Below are 21,881 nucleotides of genomic sequence, written 5' to 3' on the forward strand. Positions count from 1 at the left end.
CGGCTTCTACGCCCCGCCCCCGGGCGAGTCAAGCGCATCAAGGCCCGATTCACGCGCTGGTCGCACAGGGTCCGCGGACGCTCTCAGTCCCCGCCTCCAAGAGCCTGATCGCACGGCCTATTGCGCCGCATCACGGTCGGCAGATGAAGGGCAGGAAGGTCCCGGAGATCCGGGCGTTCACCGCCGCGACCGTCATCAGATCCGCCATGGCGATCTCGCCCGCGCTGCGGGGGCAGGCGCCCCGGTCCCGGCAGCCGCTCGCCAAGAACGCCTGATGGGCAGCCAGGAACCCAGGGGAAAGGCCTGCGGTTCCCCGCTGCCGCACCGCCTCGGCCCAGGCCTGGCCGTAGAGCTCGCACTTCTCCTCCGTCCAGCTGCGCGCCGCGGCGGGCTGGGCCGCGAACAGCAGGAGCAACGCCACGAGTCGCGCCATCGGTCACCCCATCAAAGGAAAAGGCCGGCACCCTCGTCGGATGCCGGCCCTTCCACGATCGCATCGCTGCGCGGCGGTTACTCCGCCGCGTGCGGCTCCGGCAGCGCCGGCGCGGAGGACGGCAGGCGGCCCTTGTCGCGCTGGGCGGCCAGCGCGCGCAGGCGGTTCATCACCGAGCCCGTGCCCGCCGGGATCAGGCGCCCGACGATCACGTTCTCCTTCAGGCCGGCCAGGTAGTCGACCTTGCCCGCGGTCGCGGCCTCGGTCAGCACCCGGGTCGTCTCCTGGAAGGAGGCGGCCGAGATGAAGGAGGTCGTCTGCAGCGAGGCCTTGGTGATGCCCTGCAGGACCGGCTCGGCCACCGCGGGACGCTCCTTGGCCTCGACCCGCTTCTCGTTCTCGATCTCGAACTCGATGCGGTCGACCTGCTCGCCGATCAGGTAGGTGGTGTCGCCGGGGTCGGTGACCTCCACCTTCTGCAGCATCTGCCGGACGATGACCTCGATGTGCTTGTCGTTGATCTTCACGCCCTGCAGTCGATAGACCTCCTGGATCTGCTCCACGAGGTAGTCGGCCAGCTTCTCGACACCCAGCACGCGCAGGATGTCGTGCGGGACGCGCGGCCCGTCGACCAGCGGATCGCCCTTCTTGACGTAGTCGCCTTCCTGCACCGAGACGTGCTTGCCCTTCGGCACGAGGTACTCGCGCGGGACGGGCTGCTCGTCGCCCACCTGCTCGGGCACCACGAGGATGCGGCGCTTCGCCTTGTAGTCCTTGCCGAACTCCACGCGGCCGTCGATCTCGCTGATGATCGCGTGGTCCTTCGGGCGCCGCGCCTCGAACAGCTCCGCGACTCGCGGCAGACCGCCGGTGATGTCGCGGGTCTTGGACGATTCGCGCGGCAGGCGGGCCAGCACGTCGCCGGCGGCGACGGCGGCACTGTTGTCGATCGAGAGAATGGTGCCCGGGGTGAGGAAGTAGATCGCCTCGGTCCCGTTCTCGCGCTTCACGACGTTGTTCTTCTCGTCGCGCAGGATCAGGCGCGGACGCAGGTCGGCCGCCTTGCCGGGGGCCTTGTACTCGACCACCTCCTTGAAGGAGAGGCCGGTGACCTCGTCCACGCGGTCGACCAGCGTGACGTTCTCGATGAGGTCGGCGAACTCGACCTTGCCGTTCCGCTCGGTGATGATCGGCAGGGTGAAGGGGTCCCACTCGGCCAGCTTCTGGCCGCGCGTGACGGCCTGGCCGTCCTCGCCGATCAGGCGCGCGCCGTAGGGTACGCGCTGGCGGGCGCGTTCACGGCCCTGGGCGTCGACCAGCACGATCTCGCAGTTACGCGACATCACGATCGGCTGGTTCTGGCTGTTCGCCACCACGACGCGGTTCAGCACCTTGATGGTGCCGTCGCCCGAGGCCTCGACCGCCGACTGCTCGGCGCCACGCTGCGCCGCGCCGCCGATGTGGAAGGTGCGCATCGTGAGCTGCGTGCCGGGCTCGCCGATCGACTGGGCGGCGATGACGCCGACCGCTTCGCCGATGTTGACCGGGGTGCCGCGTGCGAGGTCACGGCCATAGCAGCGGCCGCACACGCCCTGGCGCGCATCGCAGGTCAGCACGGAGCGGATCTTCACCTGCTCCACGCCGGACTTCTCGATGCGCTCCGCACCCACCTCGTCGATGAGCTCGTTGCGCGCGACGATGACCTCGCCGGTCGCCGGGTCGAGCACGTCCTCCTGCGAGGTCCGGCCCAGGATCCGCTCGGACAGGGAGGAGACGACCTCCGCACCGTCCATCGCCGCACCCACGGTCAGGCCGCGCTCGGTGCCGCAATCCTGCTCCACGATGATGCAGTCCTGCGCCACGTCGACGAGACGACGCGTCAGGTAGCCCGAGTTCGCGGTCTTCAGCGCCGTGTCCGCGAGGCCCTTGCGGGCGCCGTGGGTGGAGTTGAAGTACTCGAGAACCGAGAGGCCTTCCTTGAAGTTCGCGATGATCGGCTGCTCGATGATCTCGCCCGAGGGCTTGGCCATCAGGCCGCGCATGCCCGCGAGCTGACGCATCTGCGCGGGCGAACCACGCGCACCGGAATGCGACATCATCCAGACGGAGTTGGTCGGCTTGCCGACCTCCTGCTTCTGAATCTCCTTCATCATCGCGCCGGCGACTTCATCCGTGCAGCGCGACCAGGCGTCGACGACCTTGTTGTAGCGCTCGCCGGCGGTGATGAGGCCGTCGAGGTACTGCTGCTCGAACTCCTTCACCTCCTCCTTGGTCTTCGCGATGAGCTCGACCTTGGTGTCGGGCACCACCATGTCGTCCTTGCCGAAGGAGATGCCGGCCTTGGCCGCCTGGCGGAAGCCAAGGCCCATCAGCCGGTCGGCGAAGATCACCGACTCCTTCTGGCCGCAGTGCCGGTACACCGCGTCGATGACGTCCGAGACGTTCTTCTTGGTCAGCATCCGGTTGACCAGCGAGTAGGGCAGGTTCGGATGCAGCGGCAGCAGGGCGCCGATCATCATGCGGCCCGCCGTCGTGATGGGACGCTCGGTGACGACCTTGCCTTCCGCGTTCATCGTCTTGCGACGCGCGCGGATCTTGGTGTGCAGGTTGATGACCTTGGCCTCGAGTGCCTGCTCGATCTCGCCGACGGTCGCGAAGATCGGCGCCTTCGCGTCGTCGGTCGCCTGGAACTCCGGCGTGTCGAGCGAGAGGTAGTAGAGGCCGAGCACGATGTCCTGCGACGGCACGATGATCGGCTTGCCGTTCGCGGGGCTGAGGATGTTGTTGGTCGACATCATCAGCACGCGCGCTTCCAGCTGCGCTTCGAGCGACAGCGGGACGTGCACGGCCATCTGGTCGCCGTCGAAGTCCGCATTGAAGGCGGTGCAGACCAGCGGATGCAGCTGGATGGCCTTGCCTTCGATGAGGACCGGCTCGAAGGCCTGGATGCCCAGGCGGTGCAGCGTCGGCGCCCGGTTCAGCATGACCGGGTGCTCGCGGATCACCTCCTCGAGGATGTCCCACACCTCGGGACGCTCCTTCTCCACCATCCGCTTCGCGGCCTTGATGGTGGTGGCGTGGCCGTACTTCTCGAGCTTCGAGTAGATGAACGGCTTGAACAGCTCGAGCGCCATCTTCTTCGGCAGGCCGCACTGGTGGAGCTTCAGCTCCGGCCCGACGACGATGACCGAACGGCCCGAGTAGTCGACGCGCTTGCCGAGCAGGTTCTGGCGGAACCGGCCCTGCTTGCCCTTCAGCATGTCGGACAGCGACTTCAGCGGACGCTTGTTCGCGCCCGTGATGGCGCGGCCGCGGCGGCCGTTGTCGAACAGCGCGTCGACGGCCTCCTGCAGCATGCGCTTCTCGTTGCGCACGATGATGTCGGGCGCGCGCAGCTCTATCAGCCGCTTCAGGCGGTTGTTGCGGTTGATGACGCGACGATAGAGGTCATTGAGGTCCGAGGTCGCGAAGCGGCCGCCGTCCAGCGGCACCAGCGGACGCAGCTCGGGCGGGATGACCGGGATCACGTCGAGGATCATCCACTGCGGATGCGCGCCCGATTCCGCGAAGGACTCGATCAGCTTCAGGCGCTTCACGAGCTTCTTGCGCTTCGCCTCGGAGGTCGTCTCCTTCAGCTCGCCGCGCAGCTTCACGCCTTCCTGCTGCAGGTCGATGCCGCCGAGCATCTGCTTGACGGCCTCGGCGCCGATGCCGACCGAGAAGGCGTCCTCGCCGAACTCGTCCATCTTCTGCTGGTACTGGTCCTCGTTCAGCAGCTGATGGAGCTTCAGGTCGGTCAGGCCCGGCTCGAGAACCACGTAGTTCTCGAAGTACAGGACCTTCTCGAGCTCCTTGAGCGACATGTCGACCATCAGGCCGACGCGGCTCGGCAGCGACTTCAGGAACCAGATGTGCGCGACCGGGGAGGCCAGCTCGATATGACCCATGCGCTCACGGCGCACCTTGGCCAGGGTCACCTCGACGCCGCACTTCTCGCAGATGATGCCGCGGAACTTCATCCGCTTGTACTTGCCGCACAGGCACTCGTAGTCCTTGATCGGACCGAAGATGCGCGCGCAGAACAGACCATCCCGCTCCGGCTTGAAGGTGCGGTAGTTGATGGTCTCGGGCTTCTTGATCTCGCCGTAGGACCAGGACCGGATCTGCTCGGGCGAAGCGATCGTGATCTTGATCTGGTCGAAGGTCATCGCCTGGCCGGTCTGGCCCAGGATCTTCATCAGCTCGTTCATGCGGTCCTCGTGAATGAGGCCGCCGCCGTGGCATCACCACGGCGGCTGAGCGTTTCGAAAGGGGTGGAGCGCCGGCGCATCACGCCGGGCGGTTCTCCAGATCGACGTTGAGGCCGAGCGACTTCAGTTCCTTCACGAGCACGTTGAAGGATTCCGGAATGCCGGCCTCGAAGTTGTCCTGATCGCGCACGATCGCCTCATAGACCTTGGTACGGCCCGAGACGTCGTCCGACTTGACCGTCAGCATCTCCTGCAGGGTGTACGCCGCGCCATAGGCCTCGAGCGCCCACACCTCCATTTCGCCGAAGCGTTGGCCGCCGAACTGCGCCTTGCCGCCCAGCGGCTGCTGGGTGACGAGCGAGTAGGGCCCGATCGAACGCGCGTGGATCTTGTCGTCGACCAGGTGGTGCAGCTTCAGCATGTAGATGTAGCCGACCGTGACCTTGCGCTCGAACTTCTCGCCCGTGCGGCCATCGTGCAGCCAGACCTGCCCGGACCTGTCGAGGCCGGCCTTCTCCAGCATGCCCTCGATATCGTCCATGCGGGCGCCGTCGAAGACCGGCGTCGCGATGGGGATGCCCTTGCGCAGGTTCTCGCCGAGCTCGACCAGTTGCTCGTCGCTCATCGGCGCGATGTCGCGGGCGAAGATCTCCTCGCCGTAGACGCCCTTGAGCTTCTCTTCGAGCTCGCTGCGGCGGGCACCGCGGTGGCGGTACTCCTCCACCATCTCGCCGACCTGCTTGCCGAGGCTCGCGCAGGCCCAGCCGAGATGCGTCTCGAGGATCTGCCCGACGTTCATGCGCGAGGGCACGCCGAGCGGGTTCAGCACGAGGTCGACATGGCTGCCATCCTCGAGGAACGGCATGTCCTCGATCGGCACGACGCGGGAGACGACACCCTTGTTGCCGTGGCGGCCGGCCATCTTGTCGCCCGGCTGCAGCTTGCGCTTCACCGCGACGAAGACCTTGACCATCTTCATCACGCCGGGCGGCAGCTCGTCGCCGCGCTGCAGCTTCTCGACCTTGGACTCGAAGCGCTTTTGCAGCTTCTCGACCGCGGCGTCGAATTCACGCTTCAGCGCCTCGATCTCCGCCATCGCCGCATCGTCCGACACGCCGATCTGGCGCCAGGTCGCCTTGGCGAACTGGTCCAGCACCTCATCGGTGATGACCGTGCCGGCCTTCACGCCCTTGAAGCCGCCGGAGGCCTTCTTGTTCAGCATCCGCTCGCGCAGACGGGAATAGAAGGACCGCTCCTGGATCGCCTTCTCGTCGTCGCGGTCCTTGGCCAGGCGCTCGATCTCGGCGCGCTCGATCGCCATCGCACGCTCGTCCTTGTCCACGCCGCGGCGGGAGAAGACGCGAACGTCGACGATGGTGCCCGCCACGCCCGGCGGCAGCTTCAGCGAGGTGTCGCGGACGTCGGAGGCCTTCTCGCCGAAGATGGCGCGGAGCAGCTTCTCTTCCGGCGTCATCGGGCTTTCGCCCTTCGGCGTCACCTTGCCGACCAGGATGTCGCCCGGCTGCACCTCGGCGCCGATGTAGACGATGCCGGCCTCGTCGAGGTTCCGCAGCGCCTCCTCACCGACATTCGGGATGTCGCGGGTGATCTCTTCCTGGCCCAGCTTGGTGTCGCGGGCCATCACCTCGAATTCCTCGATGTGGATCGAGGTGAAGACGTCGTCCTTCGCGATGCGCTCGCTGATCAGGATCGAGTCCTCGAAGTTGTAGCCGTTCCACGGCATGAACGCGACGAGCACGTTCCGGCCGAGGGCGAGTTCACCGAGCTCCGTCGAGGGCCCGTCGGCGATGATGTCGCCGGCCAGCACCTTGTCGCCCACCTTCACCAGCGGACGCTGGTTGATGCAGGTCGACTGGTTGGAGCGCATGAACTTGCGCAGACGGTAGATGTCGACGCCGCGGGTCGTGCCGTCGTCGCCCGTCGCGCGTACCACGATGCGCGCGCCATCGATGCTGTCGATCACGCCGTCGCGCTTCGCGACGATGGTCGCGCCGGAGTCACGCGCGACCGCGGCTTCCATGCCGGTGCCGACCAGCGGCGCATCGGCGCGGATCAGCGGCACCGCCTGGCGCTGCATGTTCGAACCCATCAGCGCGCGGTTGGCGTCGTCGTTCTCGAGGAACGGGATCAGCGCCGCGGCGACGGAGACGAGCTGCTTGGGCGAGACGTCGATCGCCGTCACTTCCTCCGGCTTCACCAAGCGGAAGTCGCCGCCCTGGCGGACCGAAACGAGCTCGTCCTTGAAGGCGCCGGCGTCGTCGACATTCGCATCGGCCTGCGCGACGACGAGCCGCTCCTCCTCCATCGCGGAGAGATAGCGCGGGTCGCCGACGATCTTGCCGTCCTTCACGAGGCGGTAGGGCGTCTCGATGAAGCCGTACTTGTTCACCTTGGCGAAGGTCGCGAGCGAGTTGATCAGGCCGATGTTCGGGCCTTCCGGCGTCTCGATCGGGCAGATGCGGCCGTAATGCGTCGGGTGCACGTCGCGCACCTCGAAGCCGGCGCGCTCACGCGTCAGGCCGCCCGGGCCAAGCGCCGAGAGGCGGCGCTTGTGCGTCACCTCGGACAGCGGATTGGTCTGGTCCATGAACTGCGACAGCTGCGAGGAGCCGAAGAACTCGCGCACCGCGGCGGCGGCCGGCTTCGCGTTGATCAGGTCGTGCGGCATGACGGTGTCGATATCGACCGACCCCATGCGCTCCTTGATCGCGCGCTCCATGCGCAGCAGGCCGACGCGGTACTGGTTCTCCATCAGCTCGCCGACCGAGCGCACCCGGCGGTTGCCGAGATTGTCGATGTCGTCGATCTGGCCGCGGCCGTCCTTCAGGTCCATCAGCACGCGCAGCGTCGCGACGATGTCGTGCTTGCGCAGCGTGCGGACGTGGTCCGGCACTTCCTCGGTGCTGAAGCCGAGGCGCATGTTCATCTTCACGCGGCCGACGGCCGAGAGGTCATAGCGCTCGGCGTCGAAGAACAGGCCCTTGAACAGGGCTTCGGCGGTCTCCGGCGTCGGCGGCTCACCCGGGCGCATGACCCGGTAGATGTCCATCAGCGCTTCGTCGCGGTTGGTGTTCTTGTCCACCGCGAGCGTATTGCGCATCCACGGGCCGACCGACTGGTCGATCGCGAGCGTCGGGAGGCGGTCGAGCCCCGCGCCCTCGATGGCCGCGAGCTTCGGCTCGGTCAGTTCGTCGCCGGCCTCGGCCCAGATCTCGCCGGTCTGCAGATCAACGAGGTCCTCGGCCACGAAGCGGCCGAGGAGGTCGGCGCGGCCGACCAGCACCTCGGTCGTCCCGGCCTCGGCGATCTTGCGCGCCGCGCGCGGGGTCAGCTTCGCGTCCTTCTCGGCCACCACCAGGCCGGTCTTGGCGTCGACCAGCGGCTCGGCGAGCTTCACGCCGCGGAAGGCCTCGGGATCGAAGGCGCGGGACCAGCCCTTCGGCCCGCGGCTGAACACCACCTGGCCGTAGAAGGCGTTGAGGATCTCCTCGGCGTCCATGCCGCGGATCTCGTTCGGCTCCAGGTCGCGGCCCTCGGCGGCGGCCTGGGCGCGCAGCCCTTCGGTGCGCGTACCGTCCAACGCAAGCAGCAGCGTCGTCGTCGGCAGCTTCCGCTTCCGGTCGATGCGGACATAGCAGATGTCCTTGGCATCGAACTCGAAGTCGAGCCAGGAGCCGCGATAGGGGATGACGCGCGCGGCGAACAGGTACTTGCCCGAGGAGTGCGTCTTGCCCTTGTCGTGGTCGAAGAACACGCCCGGCGAACGGTGCATCTGGGAGACGATGACGCGCTCGGTGCCGTTGATGATGAAGGTGCCGTTGTCCGTCATGAGCGGCATGTCGCCCATGTAGACGTCCTGCTCCTTGATATCGCGGACGGAGCGGGACCCGGTGTCCTCATCCACGTCCCATACGATCAGGCGCAGGCGCACCTTCAGCGGCGCGGCGAAGGTCAGCCCGCGCTGGATGCATTCCTCGACGTCGTACTTCGGCTCCTCGAGCTCGTACTGCACGAACTCCAGGCGGCCACGCCCGGCGAAATCGTCGATCGGGAAGACGGACTTGAAGACTTCCTGCAGGCCGGTATGCGTCCGGCTGTCCGGGCTCACCTCCATCTGCAGGAAGGCCTCGTAGGAAGCCCGCTGCACGTCGATGAGGTTCGGCATCGGCGCCACTTCGGGGAGACGCCCGAAGCTCTTGCGGATCCGCTTGCGCCCCGTGAACGACTTCGTGATAGCGTTCATGCCTGTCCTGCTTCCCTATCTGCCCCGGCCCGAACACCCCGGCCGGCGGGGAACTCTCGCATCGCCATCCCTGGCAACGCAGGAACGGGCGGCATTGCCGGACCCTTCCGGCAACCCCACCCGCACCCTCTCAACACTGTTCCCCCATCCCCGCCCGTCGCCGGACGGGGACGGAGGGCGAGATCACTTGATCTCGACCTTGGCGCCGTTCTCTTCCAGCACCTTCTTGATCTTGTCCGCCTCGTCCTTGGACACGCCTTCCTTGACGGTCTTCGGGGCGCCCTCGACCAGGTCCTTGGCTTCCTTGAGGCCGAGGCCGGTGATGGTGCGGATCTCCTTGATCACGTTGATCTTCTTGTCGCCGGAGGCGGCAAGGATCACGGTGAACTCGGTCTGGGCCTCGGCAGCCGGGGCGGCAGCACCGCCACCCGCGGCCGGCGCCGCCGCAACGGCGACCGGCGCCGCGGCGGAAACGCCCCACTTCTCCTCAAGCATCTTGGAGAGCTCGGCGGCTTCCAGGACGGTCAGGGACGACAGCTCGTCCACCAGCTTCGCGAGATCGGCCATGTTTGAATGCTCCTCGATCTAATGGCTTGACTTCGGTTCTGCAACTCCCCGGCAACCCATGCCAGGGAATGATTCCACTCGGCCCTCAGGCCGCCTGGGCCTCGTCCTTCTTGGCGTAAGCCGAAAGGACCCGCGCCACCTGCCCACCAGGGGCCTGGAGGATGCCCGCGATCCGCGTCGCCGGGGTCTGGATGAGACCCAGCAGCTGCGCGCGCAGCGTCTCCAGGGACGGCAGCTCGGCCAGAGCCTTCACGCCATCGGCGTTCAGCGTCTGGGTTCCGAGCGCACCGCCCAGGACAACGAACTTGTCGTTCGTCTTGGCGAACTCGACCGCGGTCTTCGCCACCGCCACCGGATCCGTCGACCACGCGAGCGCGGTCGGGCCCTTCAGCAGCGGCTTGACGCCGTCGAAACGGGTGCCTTCGAGGGCGAGGGTGGCCAGGCGGTTCTTCGCGACCTTGTACGTCGCACCCGCCGCGCGCATCCGCCGGCGCAGCTCACTGACGTCCGCGACCGTAAGACCCTTGTTCTGGGCCACGAGCACGAACGACGTGTCTGCGAAGACGGCCGCGAGGGAGGCGACGAACTCACGCTTCTCCGTACGGTCCACTCCACGTCTCCGTCGGTGGCCGGCGCCTTGTGGAAGGGCTCCGGCCGGTTCACTCGGGGGCGCGGGACCTGCCCCACACCCCGGTTCGCCTGTCAGGCCGGAACACCAAGCCAAGCCATACCCGTGCCAGCGGCACGGGATACGTCATCGCTTCGGCACCCCGTCTCTCCCCTGCGGGCCCGAGGGCCCTTCACCACCCCGAGGGGTGACAGGAGGTCTCCGACAGGTTTCGGGAACGGCCAAGGCCGCCCCCTGCCCGCCCGGCCCCGAGGGACCGGGCGTATCTCGTCAGGCGCCGGCCGCGAGGCTGGCGACGTCCACCCGCACGCCCGGGCCCATCGTCGAGGACACGGCGACCTTCTTCACGTAGGTCCCCTTGGCGCCGGTCGGCTTGGCGCGCTGGATCGCGTCCACGAAGGCGCGCGCATTGGCCAGGAGCTGGTCCTCGCCGAACGACGCCTTGCCGATGCCGGCATGGATGATGCCCGCCTTCTCGGCGCGGAACTCGACCTGGCCGGCCTTGGCGGCCGTCACGGCGCCCTTCACGTCCATGGTCACGGTGCCGAGCTTCGGGTTCGGCATCAGGCCGCGCGGGCCCAGCACCTTACCGAGGCGACCGACCAGGGCCATCATGTCCGGGGTCGCGATGCAGCGATCGAACTCGATCTTGCCTTCCTGCACCAGCGCCGCGAGGTCGTCCGCGCCCACCACGTCGGCACCGGCGGCCTTGGCTTCCTCGGCCTTCGGGCCGCGGGCGAAGACGCCCACGCGGACCGTCTTGCCGGTGCCGTGCGGCAGGCCGACCACGCCGCGGACCATCTGGTCGGCGTGACGCGGGTCGATGCCGAGGTTCATCGAGATCTCGATCGTCTCGTCGAACTTCGCCTTGGCGTTGGTCTTGGCGAGCTTCACCGCCTCTTCCAGCGCATAGGCCTTCTCGCGGTCGAAACCGGCGTAGACGGCCTTCAGACGCTTGCCCTGCTTCGCCATGGGATCAGCCCTCCACCACGGTGAGGCCCATGGAGCGCGCGGACCCCGCGAGCATCCGCACGGCCGCGTCGACGTCGTTCGCGTTCATGTGCACCATCTTGGTCTTCGCGATCTCGACCAGCTGGGCCTTCGTCACGCGACCGACCGGACCCGACTTGCCCGGCGCGGTGGAGCCCTTCTCGAGCTTCGCGGCCTTGAGCAGGAAGTAGGTGTTCGGCGGCGTCTTCGTCACGAAGGAGAAGGTGCGGTCGGTGTACGCGGTGATGACGACCGGCGTCGGGGTGCCGGGCTCCATCTGTTGCGTCGCCGCGTTGAATTCCTTCACGAACTGCATGATGTTCAGGCCGCGCTGACCGAGCGCGGGCCCGACGGGCGGCGACGGGTTCGCCTTGCCGGCCGGGATCTGCAGCTTGATGTAGCCTGCGATCTTCTTCGCCACTGTGGCAGTCCTCTGCTGTTACTCCAGAGGCCCGCGGTCCGTGCGAGCCCTGAGGCTCTCCCGCGTTCCCTGAAACGCCGAAGGCCGGGGAAATCCCCCGGCCGGTCGGCGAGGCCGGGCATCTAGCCCGCCCCGGCGGATGAGTCCAGTGCCTTTAGCAGATGCTAACCGCCGCCGCTGCGGCAACGTATATGGGGCGGAACAGGAGATCCCGCCCGCATGCCCTGGCGCGACCGCACCGGCGCCTTCTCGCCCTTCAAGGCCGTCGTCTTCGCCGCTCTCTTCCTCCCCGCGCTGCTGCTGGCCGAGGCGGCCTGGACCGCCACCCTCGGCCCCAAGCCCTGGCAGGCGGCGACGCATGACAGCGGCACCTGGGCGATAAGACTGCTGCTGCTCTCGCTCGCCATCACGCCGGCGCGGCAGATCCTGCGCCAGGCCCGCATCGCCGAGCTGCGGCGCATGATCGGCGTGGCCTGCTTCGCCTATGTCATGCTGCATCTGGTCATCTACGCCGGCGACCTCGCCTTCGACTGGCTGAAGGTCGCGAGTGAGATCCTCCGCCGCATCTACCTCACGATCGGCTTCGTGGCGCTGCTCGGCCTCGCGGCGCTGGCCGCGACCTCGACCGACGGGGCAGTGCAACGGCTGGGCGGGCCGGGCTGGCGGCGGCTGCATCGCCTCGCCTACCCGATCGCGGCGCTCGCGCTGGTCCATTTCACCCTGCAATCCAAGGCCGACGTCACCGAGCCGATGCTCATGGCCGGGCTCTTCGCCTGGTTGATGGGCTACCGGCTGGTCGCGCCACAGGGCGGGGCGCCGTCGCTGCCGGTCCTGCTGGCGCTGGCCGTGGCGGCCGCCGCGGCGACGGCCGGGATCGAGTTCGCCTGGTATGCGCTGGCGACAGGGATCAACCCCTGGCGCGTACTCGAGGCCAATCTGGACGTGACCTTCGGCCTGCGGCCGGCGCTGTGGGTCGGCATCGCCGGCCTGGGCGCCGCTGCGTTGCGGGCCCTGCCGCGCCGGCGCACCGCCCGGCGGCCGGCCGAAGCCTGACCGGGGCGCAGCCCCCCTCCGCATCAATTGCATGGCGCGGGCGGCTCGCCTGCGCGCAGGATCGGATCGTTTCGAAGGAGATCCGCACTTGTCCGAGACGTTGCGCCCGCTGATCCTCGACCTCGTGGCCTTCGTCGCGGAGCGGCCGCGGCCCTATGCCGAGGTGCTCGACGCCTGGCGAACCTCCTGCCCGCGCCTGACGGTGTGGGAGGATGCGGTAGAGGGCGGGCTGGTCGCCTGCCGGGAGGGCATGGTCGAGGCGACCGTGCGGGGCCACGAAGCCCTGGCCTTCCGGCCGCGCTGAACGCTCTTCGATGGGCTGGATCGATCCGCATCGGACTGGTTAGGCTCGCGCGACAGCATAGCCAGGGCCGGAAACATTGAGCGGCGAGGATGATTCGCGGCGACGCCGCTTCGAGGGCCTGCATCGCGGCCGCCGCGGGCGGTTCGAACTGCACTGGTTCCGCGCCGACCCTGGTGCGCCGCGGGCTTCAGCCCGCTGGATTCGGTTCACGTTCCAACTGCTGCTGGCAACGATCGCCATCGCGGTCGGCGTGTTGACGCTGTTCCCTTTCGTCTGGGAACGTCAGTCCAGCCCCTGCGCGGCGGTCGAGGCGTTGGTCTGGCGGCGCACCTTCGGGGCCGTTCAGGTGCAGAACGGCGCGCGCCCTGGCTTCATTCCCGGCATCAGGATGCAGGTTGCCCCGGGCGGGACGCTCCCGGAGCCCATCCGATGCTACATCGCCTACTGGCGGCGCATCTGATTCGGCATCCGGCGGGGTCCGGGGTGGCCCGGCAACCCCGGCGGGGATTCGCGGGCAGCTCGCCCGAGGCCCTTACAGCTTCTCGACCTGCCCGTATTCCAGGTCGACCGGCGTCGAGCGCCCGAAGATCGAGACCGACACCTTCACGCGGCCCTTCTCCTCGTCGACTTCCTCCACCACGCCGTTGAAGGACGTGAAGGGACCGTCGGCGACGCGGACCTGCTCGCCCACCTCGAAGACCACGGCGGGCTTGCGGGGCTTCTCGACGCCTTCCTGCACCTGCTTCAGCAGGCGTTCGGCCTCGCTCGCCGGGACCGGCTGCGGCTTGTTGCGCGCGCCGAGGAAGCCCGTGACCTTCGGCGTGTCCTTCACCAGGTGCCACGCGTCGTCGGTCATCTCCATCTTCACCAGCACGTAGCCGGGGAAGAACTTGCGGTCGGTGTCGACCTTCTGGCCGCGGCGGACCTCGGTGATCTGCTCGGTCGGGACCAGCACCTCGTCGAACTTGTCCGCGAGGCCCTTCTGCGCGGCCTGCTGCTTGATCTGCTCGGCGATCTTCTTCTCGAAGCCCGAGTAAACATGGACCACGTACCACTTCTTGTCGGCCACGGCGGCGTCCCCTTCAGCCGATCTTGAACACAAGGCGCATGACCAGCTGGATCAGCTGGTCCGTCACCAGGAAGAACACCGCGGCCAGCGCCGACAGCGCCAGCACCAGACCGGTGGTGACGAGCGTCTCCTTGCGCGAGGGCCAGGTCACCCGGGCCACTTCCTGGCGGACTTCCCGGACGAACTGCGCCGGATCGAGCTTGGCCAAGACCATTACCTCTGGAACGAGTGCGGGCGGCGTCCCGTCAGGGTCGCCACCCACGCTGAGAATTGCCGCGACGGGCAGGAATGGCAGGGGCGGAGGGTCTCGAACCCCCAACCTCCGGTTTTGGAGACCGGCGCTCTAGCCAATTGAGCTACGCCCCTATCCGGTCCCGGCGCGGGGCGGCAACACTACCGCCGCGCGCCGAGGACTCAAGGCCCTGACGGCCCTTTTTACTTCGTGATCTTGGCGACGACGCCGGCGCCGACGGTGCGGCCGCCTTCGCGGATCGCGAAGCGCAGGCCTTCGTCCATCGCGATCGGCGCGATCAGCGTCACGTCCATCGACACGTTGTCGCCCGGCATCACCATCTCCACGCCCTCGGGCAGCGTCACCACGCCCGTCACGTCCGTCGTCCGGAAGTAGAACTGCGGACGATAGTTCGTGAAGAACGGCGTATGACGCCCGCCCTCTTCCTTCGTCAGCACGTAGGCTTCCGCCTTGAACTCCGTGTGCGGCGTGATCGAACCCGGCGCCGCCAGCACCTGCCCGCGCTCCACGTCCTCACGCTTCGTGCCGCGCAGCAGCGCGCCGATGTTGTCGCCCGCCTGGCCCTGGTCGAGCAGCTTGCGGAACATCTCCACGCCCGTGACCGTCGTCTTCACCGTGGCCTTCAGGCCCACGATCTCGACTTCCTCACCGACCTTGATGATCCCCCGCTCCACGCGGCCCGTCACCACCGTCCCGCGGCCCGAGATCGAGAACACGTCCTCGACCGGCATCAGGAACGGCTTGTCCACCTCGCGCGCCGGCTGCGGAATGTAGGCGTCCACCGCCTCCATCAGCTTCAGGATCGCCTGCTCGCCCAGCTCCGGCTCGCGGTCCTCGAGCGCGCACAGCGCCGAGCCCTTGATGATCGGAATGTCGTCGCCCGGGAACTGGTACGACGACAGCAGCTCGCGCACTTCCATCTCGACCAGCTCGAGCAGGTCGGGGTCCGCCATGTCGCACTTGTTCAGGAACACCACCAGCGCCGGCACGCCCACCTGGCGCGCCAGCAGGATGTGCTCGCGCGTCTGCGGCATCGGGCCGTCGGCCGCCGAGACCACCAGGATCGCGCCGTCCATCTGCGCCGCGCCCGTGATCATGTTCTTCACGTAGTCGGCGTGGCCGGGGCAGTCCACATGCGCGTAGTGCCGGTTCGGCGTCTCGTACTCGACATGCGCCGTCGAGATCGTGATGCCGCGGGCCCGCTCCTCAGGCGCCTTGTCGATCTGGTCGTACGCCGTGAACGACGCACCGCCCGACTTCGCGAGAACCTTGGTGATCGCCGCCGTCAGCGACGTCTTGCCATGGTCCACGTGCCCGATCGTGCCAATGTTGCAGTGCGGCTTGTTCCGCTCGAATTTCGCCTTCGCCATGGCCCTGTCCTGCGTCCTCGTTCCGATCCGTCAATGCCAACCGACACCCGCGCTTCGCTGGAGCGGGTGACGGGAATCGAACCCGCACAACCAGCTTGGAAGGCTGGGGCTCTACCATTGAGCTACACCCGCGCCGGAAGGCGCCGCGAACCCACCAAGTTCCGGCCGCCCGGACCGGGAAAGTCACCCCGTTCGACACGGGCGGGCGATATGGAGGGGGTTGGATTCGAACCAACGTAGGCGCAAGCCAACGGATTTACAGTCCGTCCCCTTTAGCCACTCGGGCACCCCTCCGCAGCCGCTCACCCGACCGAGGCCGGCGGGAGCGCGCGGGGTAAAGCCCATGGCGCCCGGCCTGTCAACGGAGAGCGCGCGGTTGGCGCTGATCGGACGTCCAGGGCAGGATGGTCGTCATGCGACGTCCCCCGAAGCGGCCCGAAGGCCGCCCCCCCACGCGCGGCCCTGCCGGTCCGCCCGGCCGCGGCCGCTTGCCGCGCCCCGACGCGGAGCCCGCCCGCCGTCCCGAGCCCGTCGAGGCCGCGCCCGAACCGCCCCGCCCGGGCGCCGGCGCGGGGTCCGGCGCCTATTGGATCTACGGTCAACATGCCGTGCTCGGTGCGCTGTCGAATCCGCGCCGCAAGCCGCGCCGCCTGCTGACCACCGCCGAGGCCGAGGCCGCGCTGCGCGAACGCTTCGCCGGCCCCTGGCGCGTGACGCCCGAACGTTCGGACAGATCCCGCTTCGGAACCTTCCTGCCCGAGGACGCGATCCACCAGGGCATCGCCCTGCTGGCCGAACCGCTCGAGGCCGTGGCCCTCGAGGACGCGATCGAGGCCGGCGAAGGGCCGGTGCTGCTGCTCGACCAGGTGACGGACCCGCGCAATGTCGGCGCGGTGCTGCGATCCGCCGCGGCCTTCGGCGCCGCCTGCGTCGTGCTCCAGGACCGCCACGCGCCGCCCGAGACCGGGGCGCTCGCCCGCGCGGCCTCCGGCACGCTCGACGTGGTGCCGGTGGTCCGCGAGGTGAACCTCTCCCGCGCCATCGCCACGCTGCAGAATGCGGGCTTCTGGGTGATGGGCCTGGCCGGCGATGCGAAGCGGACCCTGGCCGAGGCCGCGCCGCGCGACCGCCGCGTCGCGTTGGTCCTGGGCGCCGAGGACACCGGCCTGCGCCGGCTGCAGCGCGAGACCTGCGACGAGCTGGTGCGGCTGCCCATGGCCGAAGGCGTCGAAAGCCTCAACGTCGCGGCCGCCGCGGCCGTCGCGCTCTACGAGATCGTGCGCCGCTAGGCCTCGAGAGCCCCCACCAAAGGCCGAAATGCCCTTGGAAACCGGGTTCCGAGGGCCTTTCGGCCCTCGGCGGGGTGAGCCCGAGAGGGGCGGCGCCCCTCTCGGTGACCGTCATGCCCCGCCCGGCCACAACACCCTGAAGCAGAACGCCGCGACCGCCGCCGCGACGATCGCGCCGACCGGTCCCGCCCTCTCCCCCCACCGGCGCGGGAAGAAGACCGACGCCGCGTAGATCGCCGCGAGAGCCCCGGCAAGCAGCACGATCCCGTCGATGACCAGCGTGCCGAGGAAGGCGAAGAGCCCCGTCCGTTCCTCGAGGGCATCCACGTCGCCGGTGAGGGGGTTCACCACGGCCGCGCCCGCCACCAGCGCCGCCACCAGCAGCATCACCCTGTAGCGGATGTACATCGCCGCCTCCCTTGCCCCGCGCCCGGCCCGCGGCGACCATGTCCGCACGCAGGGAGGACACACCATGGCATCCGACGCCGCCGAAGCCATCATCGAGGCCCGCCGCAGCAAGCGCATCCTCGCCCCGCTCGGCGCCATCGCGCCGAAGACGCCGGAAGCGGGCTACGCCGTGCAGAAGGAGGTCGCGCTGCGCCTGGGCGGCCTGCCGCCGGCCGGCTTCAAGATCGGCGCCACCACGAAGCAGATGCAGGCGATCCTCGGCCTGTCCGGCCCCGCCGGCGGCTTTACGCCCAAGGCCGGGCTGCGCCCGACGCCGGCCACCGTCCGCTACGCCGATTTCCTCAACCCCGGCGTCGAATGCGAGGTCGCCCTGCGCCTCGCCCGCGACATCCCGCCGGGGCCCTGCACCCGCGACCAGGCGGGCGACGCCGTGGGCGAGGTCTTTCCCGCCATCGAGATCGTCGAGAAGCGCTACGACGACCTCGCGGTGCTGACCACGCCCACGCTGATCGCCGACCAGGTCTTCCATGCCGGCGGGGTGCTCGGGACCCCGGTCGCGGGATGGCGGGCACTGGGCCTGGATCTCGCGGCCACGCGCGGGCGGATGACGGTGAACGGGACGGTGCGCGGGGAAGGCGTCGGCGCCGACCTGCTCGGCCATCCCTTCGAGGCGCTGGCCTGGCTCGCCTCCTCGGCCTGCGCGACGGCATTCGGCGGGCTGCGGGCGGGGCAGGTGGTGTTCCTGGGGTCCGTGACGCCGCCGATCTGGCTCGACGGGCCGTCCACGGTGGTGGTCGAGTTCGACACGCTCGGACGGGTCGAGCTGACGCTGACCTGAGAAAGGACGCGGGGGAGCGAACTCCCCCGCACCCCCACCTTCATTGGCTGCGCCCCCCGGGCCGATGGCCGGGGACGGGAGACAGGCATGGACGGCATCCACATCACGGGCGGGGGCTGGGAGGCGACGGTCCAGCCGGCCGACGGGGCGGGACTGACGCGGCTGCGCTTCGCCGGCCAGGACATCCTCGTCCCGGCGCCGGGGGGAACGCGCCTCGGCGGGCCTTTCGGCGCCTTCTGGATGATCCCCTGGGCGAACCGGCTCGATGGCGGGCGACTCGGGCCGCACCGGCTGCCGATCAACCGGCCGCAGGACGGAACGGCCATCCACGGCCTGTCCCGCGACCGCGCCTGGACCGTCGCGCAGGCCGCGCCGGATCGCGTGTCTCTGACCCAATCGGTCGAGGGTTCGCCCTACCGCTACGCCGCCCACCTCGCGATGACGGCAGCGGAGGACGGCTTCACCCTGGACCTTGCCGTGACCAATACGGGACAGGATCCCATGCCCTTCGGCGCCGGCTGGCACCCCTGGTTCGTCCGGCCGCCGGGCACGCGCCTCGCCTTCCGTGCCACCCATCGATGCACCCATGACGCCCGCTGCCTGCCGGTCTCGGCGGCGCCCACCGCCGGCCTCGACGGCGGGGAGGACGCCTTCCTCGGGCTCGACACCCATTTCGCCGGCTGGGACGGCGCCGCGCGCATCGCCTGGCCAGGCCTGGACCTGACCATCGCGGCGACGGGCGCGCTGGCCACCAACCTCCAGGTCTACGCTCCGCCCCCGCAGCCGGTGCTCTGCGTCGAGCCGTCCTCCCACCTCCCGGACGCGCCGAACCGGCCGGATCTCGCGCCCCTCGGCCCGATGCGCGTCCTTGCCCCGGGCGATGTCTTGACCGGCGTCATCCGCCTGACCGCGGAGTGTTCACACCCGCCCGGCGGCGCGGCATAGGATGGCCGCGATGGCATCCCCTCCCACCGCACTCGTCCTCGGCGCCGGCATCATGGGGCTCTCGGCCGCATGGGGCCTGGCCCGCCGGGGCTTCTCCGTCAGCATCGTCGAGCAGGACGAGATCCCGAACCCGCGCGGAGCCTCCGTCGACCACCACCGGCTGATCCGCCACGCCTACGGCGCCCAGGCCGGCTACATGCGCATGGTCGATCCCGCCTATGCCGCCTGGGACATGGTCTGGCGCGACATCGGGGAGGCGCTGCACATCCAGACCGGCGTGCTCGCCGTCTCCGGCAGCACCAGGGGCTGGCTCGGCGAGAGCCGCGCGACGCTCGCCGCCGACGGCCTCGCCTTCGACGACCTGACGGCAGCCGAGGTCGCCGCCCGCTTCCCGATCTTCACTGAGGCCGGCATCGGCGCCGCGTTCCACATGAAACCCGGCGGCGTGCTGCTCGCCGGGCGGATCGTCGAGGGCCTGGCGCGGCACCTCGCCGCCCGCGGCGTGACGATCGAGCGCGCCCGCGCCGCCGCCGTCGATCCCGACCGTGCCACGCTGCGCCTCGCCGACGGCACGGAGCGCAGCGCGGACCTGCTGGTGGTCGCCGCCGGGCCCTGGGCGCCGCGCCTAATCCCCGCCGCGCTGGGCCCGCGCGTCGTCGCCTCCCGCCAGATCCTCGTGCTGCTCGAACCGCCGCCGCAGCACCGGGACGGCTGGTCGAAGGCCCCGATGCTGCTCGACCTCGCCGAGGACGGCGGATTCTACGCCGTGCCGCCGGTCGCGGGCACGCCGCTCAAGATCGGTGACCACCGCTTCTCCCGCGTGGGCGATGCCGAGGCCGACCCGCGCGACGCGACGCCGGCCGAGGCGGAGGAGATCCTCGCCTTCGCTCGCCCCCGCCTGCGCGACATGGCGGGCTACCGCATCCTCGGCGCGCGGGCCTGCTACTACGACGTCGAGGACGCGGAGCGCTTCGTCCTCGAGCCCGCCACACCGCGCTGCCTGGTGATGTCCGGCTTCTCCGGCCATGGCTTCAAGTTCGGCCCGCTGCTCGGCCTGGCGCTCGCCGCCGCGGCGGCCGACCCGGCGCTGCTGCCGGCCCTCGTCCCCTGGGCGGCCGGCGAGGCACCGCCCGCCCCCGGCCTCCTCTCCGCGCTCGAAGGCATTCCCGCATGACCACGACCGCCGCCACCGACCTGATCTTCGGCCTGACCCGCGTGGTCGGCCTGCCCGCCGTGAGCGAGAAGGCCGGCGCGCCGCTCTCGGCCGAGGACATCGCCCAGATCGTCACCGAGGCCGACCGCTTCTGCACCGAGGTGCTGCAGCCCAACGCGCTCGCCGCCGACCGTGCCGGCGCGGTCTATGCCAATGGCGTCGTCACCACCCCGCCCACCTATCCCGCCGCCTATGCGAAGTGGGTCGAGGGCGGATGGCAGTCGCTCTCCGCGCCCGCGGAATACGGCGGCCAGGGCCTGCCGCACTCGCTCTGGACCGCGATGACCGAGCTCGGCATGGCGGCCGACACGTCGTTCATGCTCGGTCCGATGCTGACGGCCGGCGCCATCGACTGCCTGATGCACTATGCGACACCCGACCAGGCGGCGCGCTGGCTGCCCAGGATGGTCAGCGGCGAATGGACCGGCGCGATGTGCCTCACCGAACCCAATGCCGGCAGCGACCTCGGCGTGCTGCGCACCCGCGCCGAGCCCCTGCCCAACGGCAAGTACGCCCTGCATGGCCAGAAGATCTTCATCACCTGGGGCGAGCACGACTGCACCGACAACATCGTCTACCTGGTGCTCGCCCGCCTGCCCGACGCGCCACCGGGCTCGCGCGGCATCAGCCTCTTCGTCGCGACCAAGGTGAAGGAGGATGGCAGCCGCAACGACCTCCGCTGCGGCGGGATCGAGCACAAGCTCGGCATCCATGGTTCGCCCACCTGCGTGATGCTGTTCGAGGGCGCCGAGGCCGAGATGGTCGGCGAACCCAATCGCGGCCTGAACGCGATGTTCGCGATGATGAACAACGCCCGTCTCGGCGTCGGCACCGAGGGCGTCGCGCATGGCGCGGCGGCGCTGCGCCTCGCCGAGGCCTATGCCGCGCAGCGCGTGCAGAGCGGCCGGGTCATCGCCGAGCACCCCGATGTCGCACGCATGCTGATGGAGATGCGCGCCGTCACCCTCGCCTCCCGGCTGCTCGCGCTGGAAACCGCGATCTGCGTCGATCGCCACGCGGCCGGCGATACGGGCGCGCAGGCGCGGCAGGCGCTGCTCACGCCCATCCTCAAGGCCTGGTGCACCGATCGCGGCGTGGAGACGGCCTCGACCGGCGTGCAGGTGCATGGCGGCATGGGCTTCATCGAGGAGACCGGCGCCGCGCGCATCCTGCGCGACGCCCGCATCGCCCCGATCTACGAAGGCACCAACGGCATCCAGGCGATCGACCTGCTGGTGCGCAAGGTCGCCAAGGACGGCGGCGCGGAGATGCGCGCGCTGATCGAGGAGGTGAAGCGCACCCCCGACGCCCGGCTGCGCGCCGCCGCCGACACGCTGGCCGCCGCCACCGCGACCGTCATCGCCGCCCAGGCGCGCGATGCCGATGCGGGCCAGTCCGTCGCCGTCGCCTATCTCGAGGCCGCAGGCTGGGTGCTGGGCGGCTGGATGCTGGCCCGTGCGGCTGCCGAGGACCCGGCCGCCTATGGCCCGCCGGCCGATTTCTACTTGCGCCGCCTGCTGCCGCGCGCCGCGGGGCGCGTCGCCGAGATCGAGGGCGCGCTCGCCGCATAAGGAGGTGACCTTGCA

General features: G+C 69.5%; 19 protein-coding genes and 3 tRNA genes. 8 read left to right on the forward strand and 14 right to left on the reverse strand.

The features are described 5' to 3' along the window. Nucleotides 1-130: 130 nt before the first annotated feature. From GWK16_RS04410 to rplK, 7 genes are all read right to left on the reverse strand, one after another. Nucleotides 131-433: a hypothetical protein gene (locus tag GWK16_RS04410; RefSeq protein ID WP_170052701.1), complete on the reverse strand. Its 303-nt coding sequence runs from the start codon at nt 431-433 to the stop codon at nt 131-133. A 77-nt stretch (nt 434-510) separates the two neighbouring features. Beyond that, nucleotides 511-4,683 (reverse strand): DNA-directed RNA polymerase subunit beta', encoded by a 4,173-nt coding sequence (gene rpoC / locus GWK16_RS04415; RefSeq protein ID WP_170052702.1) that lies wholly within the window; start codon nt 4,681-4,683, stop codon nt 511-513. Between the two features lie 79 nt (nt 4,684-4,762). Continuing rightward, nucleotides 4,763-8,947, reverse strand: a complete 4,185-nt coding sequence (gene rpoB, locus GWK16_RS04420) for a DNA-directed RNA polymerase subunit beta (protein ID WP_170052703.1) — start codon at nt 8,945-8,947, stop codon at nt 4,763-4,765. A gap of 183 nt (nt 8,948-9,130) precedes the next feature. Next, nucleotides 9,131-9,514 (reverse strand): 50S ribosomal protein L7/L12, encoded by a 384-nt coding sequence (gene rplL, locus GWK16_RS04425; RefSeq protein WP_170052704.1) that lies wholly within the window; start codon nt 9,512-9,514, stop codon nt 9,131-9,133. Between the two features lie 85 nt (nt 9,515-9,599). Further along, entirely contained in the window at nt 9,600-10,124 is a 525-nt protein-coding gene (gene rplJ / locus GWK16_RS04430; protein WP_168044354.1) for a 50S ribosomal protein L10, read from the reverse strand. 288 nt (nt 10,125-10,412) lie between these two features. Next, on the reverse strand, nt 10,413-11,114 hold the full coding sequence (rplA, locus tag GWK16_RS04435; protein WP_170052705.1) for a 50S ribosomal protein L1: 702 nt from the start codon (nt 11,112-11,114) through the stop codon (nt 10,413-10,415). 4 nt (nt 11,115-11,118) lie between these two features. Then, a complete protein-coding gene (rplK, locus tag GWK16_RS04440) occupies nt 11,119-11,553 on the reverse strand; it encodes a 50S ribosomal protein L11 (RefSeq protein ID WP_170052706.1) in 435 nt (144 codons plus the stop codon). Nucleotides 11,554-11,772: 219 nt separating this feature from the next. Here rplK and GWK16_RS04445 point away from each other — a divergent pair, with 219 nt between their 5' ends. From GWK16_RS04445 to GWK16_RS04455, 3 genes are all read left to right on the forward strand, one after another. Then, on the forward strand, nt 11,773-12,606 hold the full coding sequence (locus GWK16_RS04445) for a protein-methionine-sulfoxide reductase heme-binding subunit MsrQ (RefSeq protein ID WP_170052707.1): 834 nt from the start codon (nt 11,773-11,775) through the stop codon (nt 12,604-12,606). A gap of 88 nt (nt 12,607-12,694) precedes the next feature. Then, on the forward strand, nt 12,695-12,910 hold the full coding sequence (locus GWK16_RS04450; RefSeq protein WP_170052708.1) for a hypothetical protein: 216 nt from the start codon (nt 12,695-12,697) through the stop codon (nt 12,908-12,910). 76 nt (nt 12,911-12,986) lie between these two features. Then, complete coding sequence (locus GWK16_RS04455; RefSeq protein WP_170052709.1) at nt 12,987-13,370, forward strand: hypothetical protein; 384 nt, start codon at nt 12,987-12,989, stop codon at nt 13,368-13,370. Between the two features lie 72 nt (nt 13,371-13,442). On the opposite strand, the gene nusG is transcribed toward GWK16_RS04455, so the two are convergent. The 6 genes from nusG to GWK16_RS04485 form a co-directional block, all read right to left on the reverse strand. After that, on the reverse strand, nt 13,443-13,979 hold the full coding sequence (gene nusG, locus GWK16_RS04460; protein ID WP_170052710.1) for a transcription termination/antitermination protein NusG: 537 nt from the start codon (nt 13,977-13,979) through the stop codon (nt 13,443-13,445). A gap of 13 nt (nt 13,980-13,992) precedes the next feature. Continuing rightward, nucleotides 13,993-14,193 carry a preprotein translocase subunit SecE gene (gene secE / locus GWK16_RS04465; RefSeq protein ID WP_456306747.1) on the reverse strand — a complete coding sequence of 67 codons (201 nt, stop codon included), beginning with the start codon at nt 14,191-14,193 and terminating at the stop codon, nt 13,993-13,995. A 75-nt stretch (nt 14,194-14,268) separates the two neighbouring features. After that, nucleotides 14,269-14,345, reverse strand: a tRNA-Trp gene (locus GWK16_RS04470). A 69-nt stretch (nt 14,346-14,414) separates the two neighbouring features. Continuing rightward, on the reverse strand, nt 14,415-15,602 hold the full coding sequence (gene tuf / locus GWK16_RS04475) for an elongation factor Tu (RefSeq protein ID WP_170052699.1): 1,188 nt from the start codon (nt 15,600-15,602) through the stop codon (nt 14,415-14,417). 58 nt (nt 15,603-15,660) lie between these two features. Beyond that, nucleotides 15,661-15,734: transfer RNA gene (locus tag GWK16_RS04480), tRNA-Gly, on the reverse strand. 79 nt (nt 15,735-15,813) lie between these two features. Next, a tRNA-Tyr gene (locus GWK16_RS04485) sits at nt 15,814-15,896 on the reverse strand. A 119-nt stretch (nt 15,897-16,015) separates the two neighbouring features. Here GWK16_RS04485 and rlmB point away from each other — a divergent pair. Next, on the forward strand, nt 16,016-16,891 hold the full coding sequence (gene rlmB, locus GWK16_RS04490) for a 23S rRNA (guanosine(2251)-2'-O)-methyltransferase RlmB (protein ID WP_170052712.1): 876 nt from the start codon (nt 16,016-16,018) through the stop codon (nt 16,889-16,891). A 111-nt stretch (nt 16,892-17,002) separates the two neighbouring features. On the opposite strand, the gene GWK16_RS04495 is transcribed toward rlmB, so the two are convergent. Further along, on the reverse strand, nt 17,003-17,299 hold the full coding sequence (locus GWK16_RS04495; protein WP_170052713.1) for a hypothetical protein: 297 nt from the start codon (nt 17,297-17,299) through the stop codon (nt 17,003-17,005). Nucleotides 17,300-17,363: 64 nt separating this feature from the next. Between GWK16_RS04495 and GWK16_RS04500 the strand changes: the two genes are divergently transcribed. From GWK16_RS04500 to GWK16_RS04515, 4 genes are all read left to right on the forward strand, one after another. Beyond that, nucleotides 17,364-18,137: a 2-keto-4-pentenoate hydratase gene (locus GWK16_RS04500; RefSeq protein ID WP_170052714.1), complete on the forward strand. Its 774-nt coding sequence runs from the start codon at nt 17,364-17,366 to the stop codon at nt 18,135-18,137. 87 nt (nt 18,138-18,224) lie between these two features. Beyond that, nucleotides 18,225-19,082 (forward strand): aldose epimerase family protein, encoded by an 858-nt coding sequence (locus GWK16_RS04505; protein WP_170052715.1) that lies wholly within the window; start codon nt 18,225-18,227, stop codon nt 19,080-19,082. A 10-nt stretch (nt 19,083-19,092) separates the two neighbouring features. Then, nucleotides 19,093-20,256 (forward strand): FAD-dependent oxidoreductase, encoded by a 1,164-nt coding sequence (locus tag GWK16_RS04510; protein WP_170052716.1) that lies wholly within the window; start codon nt 19,093-19,095, stop codon nt 20,254-20,256. Further along, the gene (locus GWK16_RS04515; RefSeq protein ID WP_170052717.1) at nt 20,253-21,866 is read left to right on the forward strand and encodes an acyl-CoA dehydrogenase family protein; all 1,614 of its coding nucleotides are present in this window, start codon (nt 20,253-20,255) and stop codon (nt 21,864-21,866) included. The genes GWK16_RS04510 and GWK16_RS04515 overlap by 4 nt, the downstream gene beginning before the upstream one ends. Nucleotides 21,867-21,881 lie beyond the last annotated feature (15 nt).

The sequence above is a fragment of the Neoroseomonas marina genome, assembly GCF_012927745.1.
GTDB lineage: Bacteria > Pseudomonadota > Alphaproteobacteria > Acetobacterales > Acetobacteraceae > Neoroseomonas > Neoroseomonas marina.

Bases quoted from the DNA above. Each gene is read 5' to 3' on its own strand.
- rplL (WP_170052704.1), bottom strand. From the start codon at position 9,514: ATGGCCGATCTCGCGAAGCTGGTGGACGAGCTGTCGTCCCTGACCGTC.
- GWK16_RS04495 (WP_170052713.1), bottom strand. From the start codon at position 17,299: ATGTACATCCGCTACAGGGTGATGCTGCTGGTGGCGGCGCTGGTGGCG.
- GWK16_RS04500 (WP_170052714.1), top strand. From the start codon at position 17,364: ATGGCATCCGACGCCGCCGAAGCCATCATCGAGGCCCGCCGCAGCAAG.
- secE (WP_456306747.1), bottom strand. From the start codon at position 14,193: ATGGTCTTGGCCAAGCTCGATCCGGCGCAGTTCGTCCGGGAAGTCCGC.
- rplA (WP_170052705.1), bottom strand. From the start codon at position 11,114: ATGGCGAAGCAGGGCAAGCGTCTGAAGGCCGTCTACGCCGGTTTCGAC.
- tuf (WP_170052699.1), bottom strand. From the start codon at position 15,602: ATGGCGAAGGCGAAATTCGAGCGGAACAAGCCGCACTGCAACATTGGC.
- GWK16_RS04410 (WP_170052701.1), bottom strand. From the start codon at position 433: ATGGCGCGACTCGTGGCGTTGCTCCTGCTGTTCGCGGCCCAGCCCGCC.
- GWK16_RS04505 (WP_170052715.1), top strand. From the start codon at position 18,225: ATGGACGGCATCCACATCACGGGCGGGGGCTGGGAGGCGACGGTCCAG.
- rpoC (WP_170052702.1), bottom strand. From the start codon at position 4,683: ATGAACGAGCTGATGAAGATCCTGGGCCAGACCGGCCAGGCGATGACC.
- GWK16_RS04510 (WP_170052716.1), top strand. From the start codon at position 19,093: ATGGCATCCCCTCCCACCGCACTCGTCCTCGGCGCCGGCATCATGGGG.
- GWK16_RS04515 (WP_170052717.1), top strand. From the start codon at position 20,253: ATGACCACGACCGCCGCCACCGACCTGATCTTCGGCCTGACCCGCGTG.
- rlmB (WP_170052712.1), top strand. From the start codon at position 16,016: ATGCGACGTCCCCCGAAGCGGCCCGAAGGCCGCCCCCCCACGCGCGGC.
- GWK16_RS04445 (WP_170052707.1), top strand. From the start codon at position 11,773: ATGCCCTGGCGCGACCGCACCGGCGCCTTCTCGCCCTTCAAGGCCGTC.
- rpoB (WP_170052703.1), bottom strand. From the start codon at position 8,947: ATGAACGCTATCACGAAGTCGTTCACGGGGCGCAAGCGGATCCGCAAG.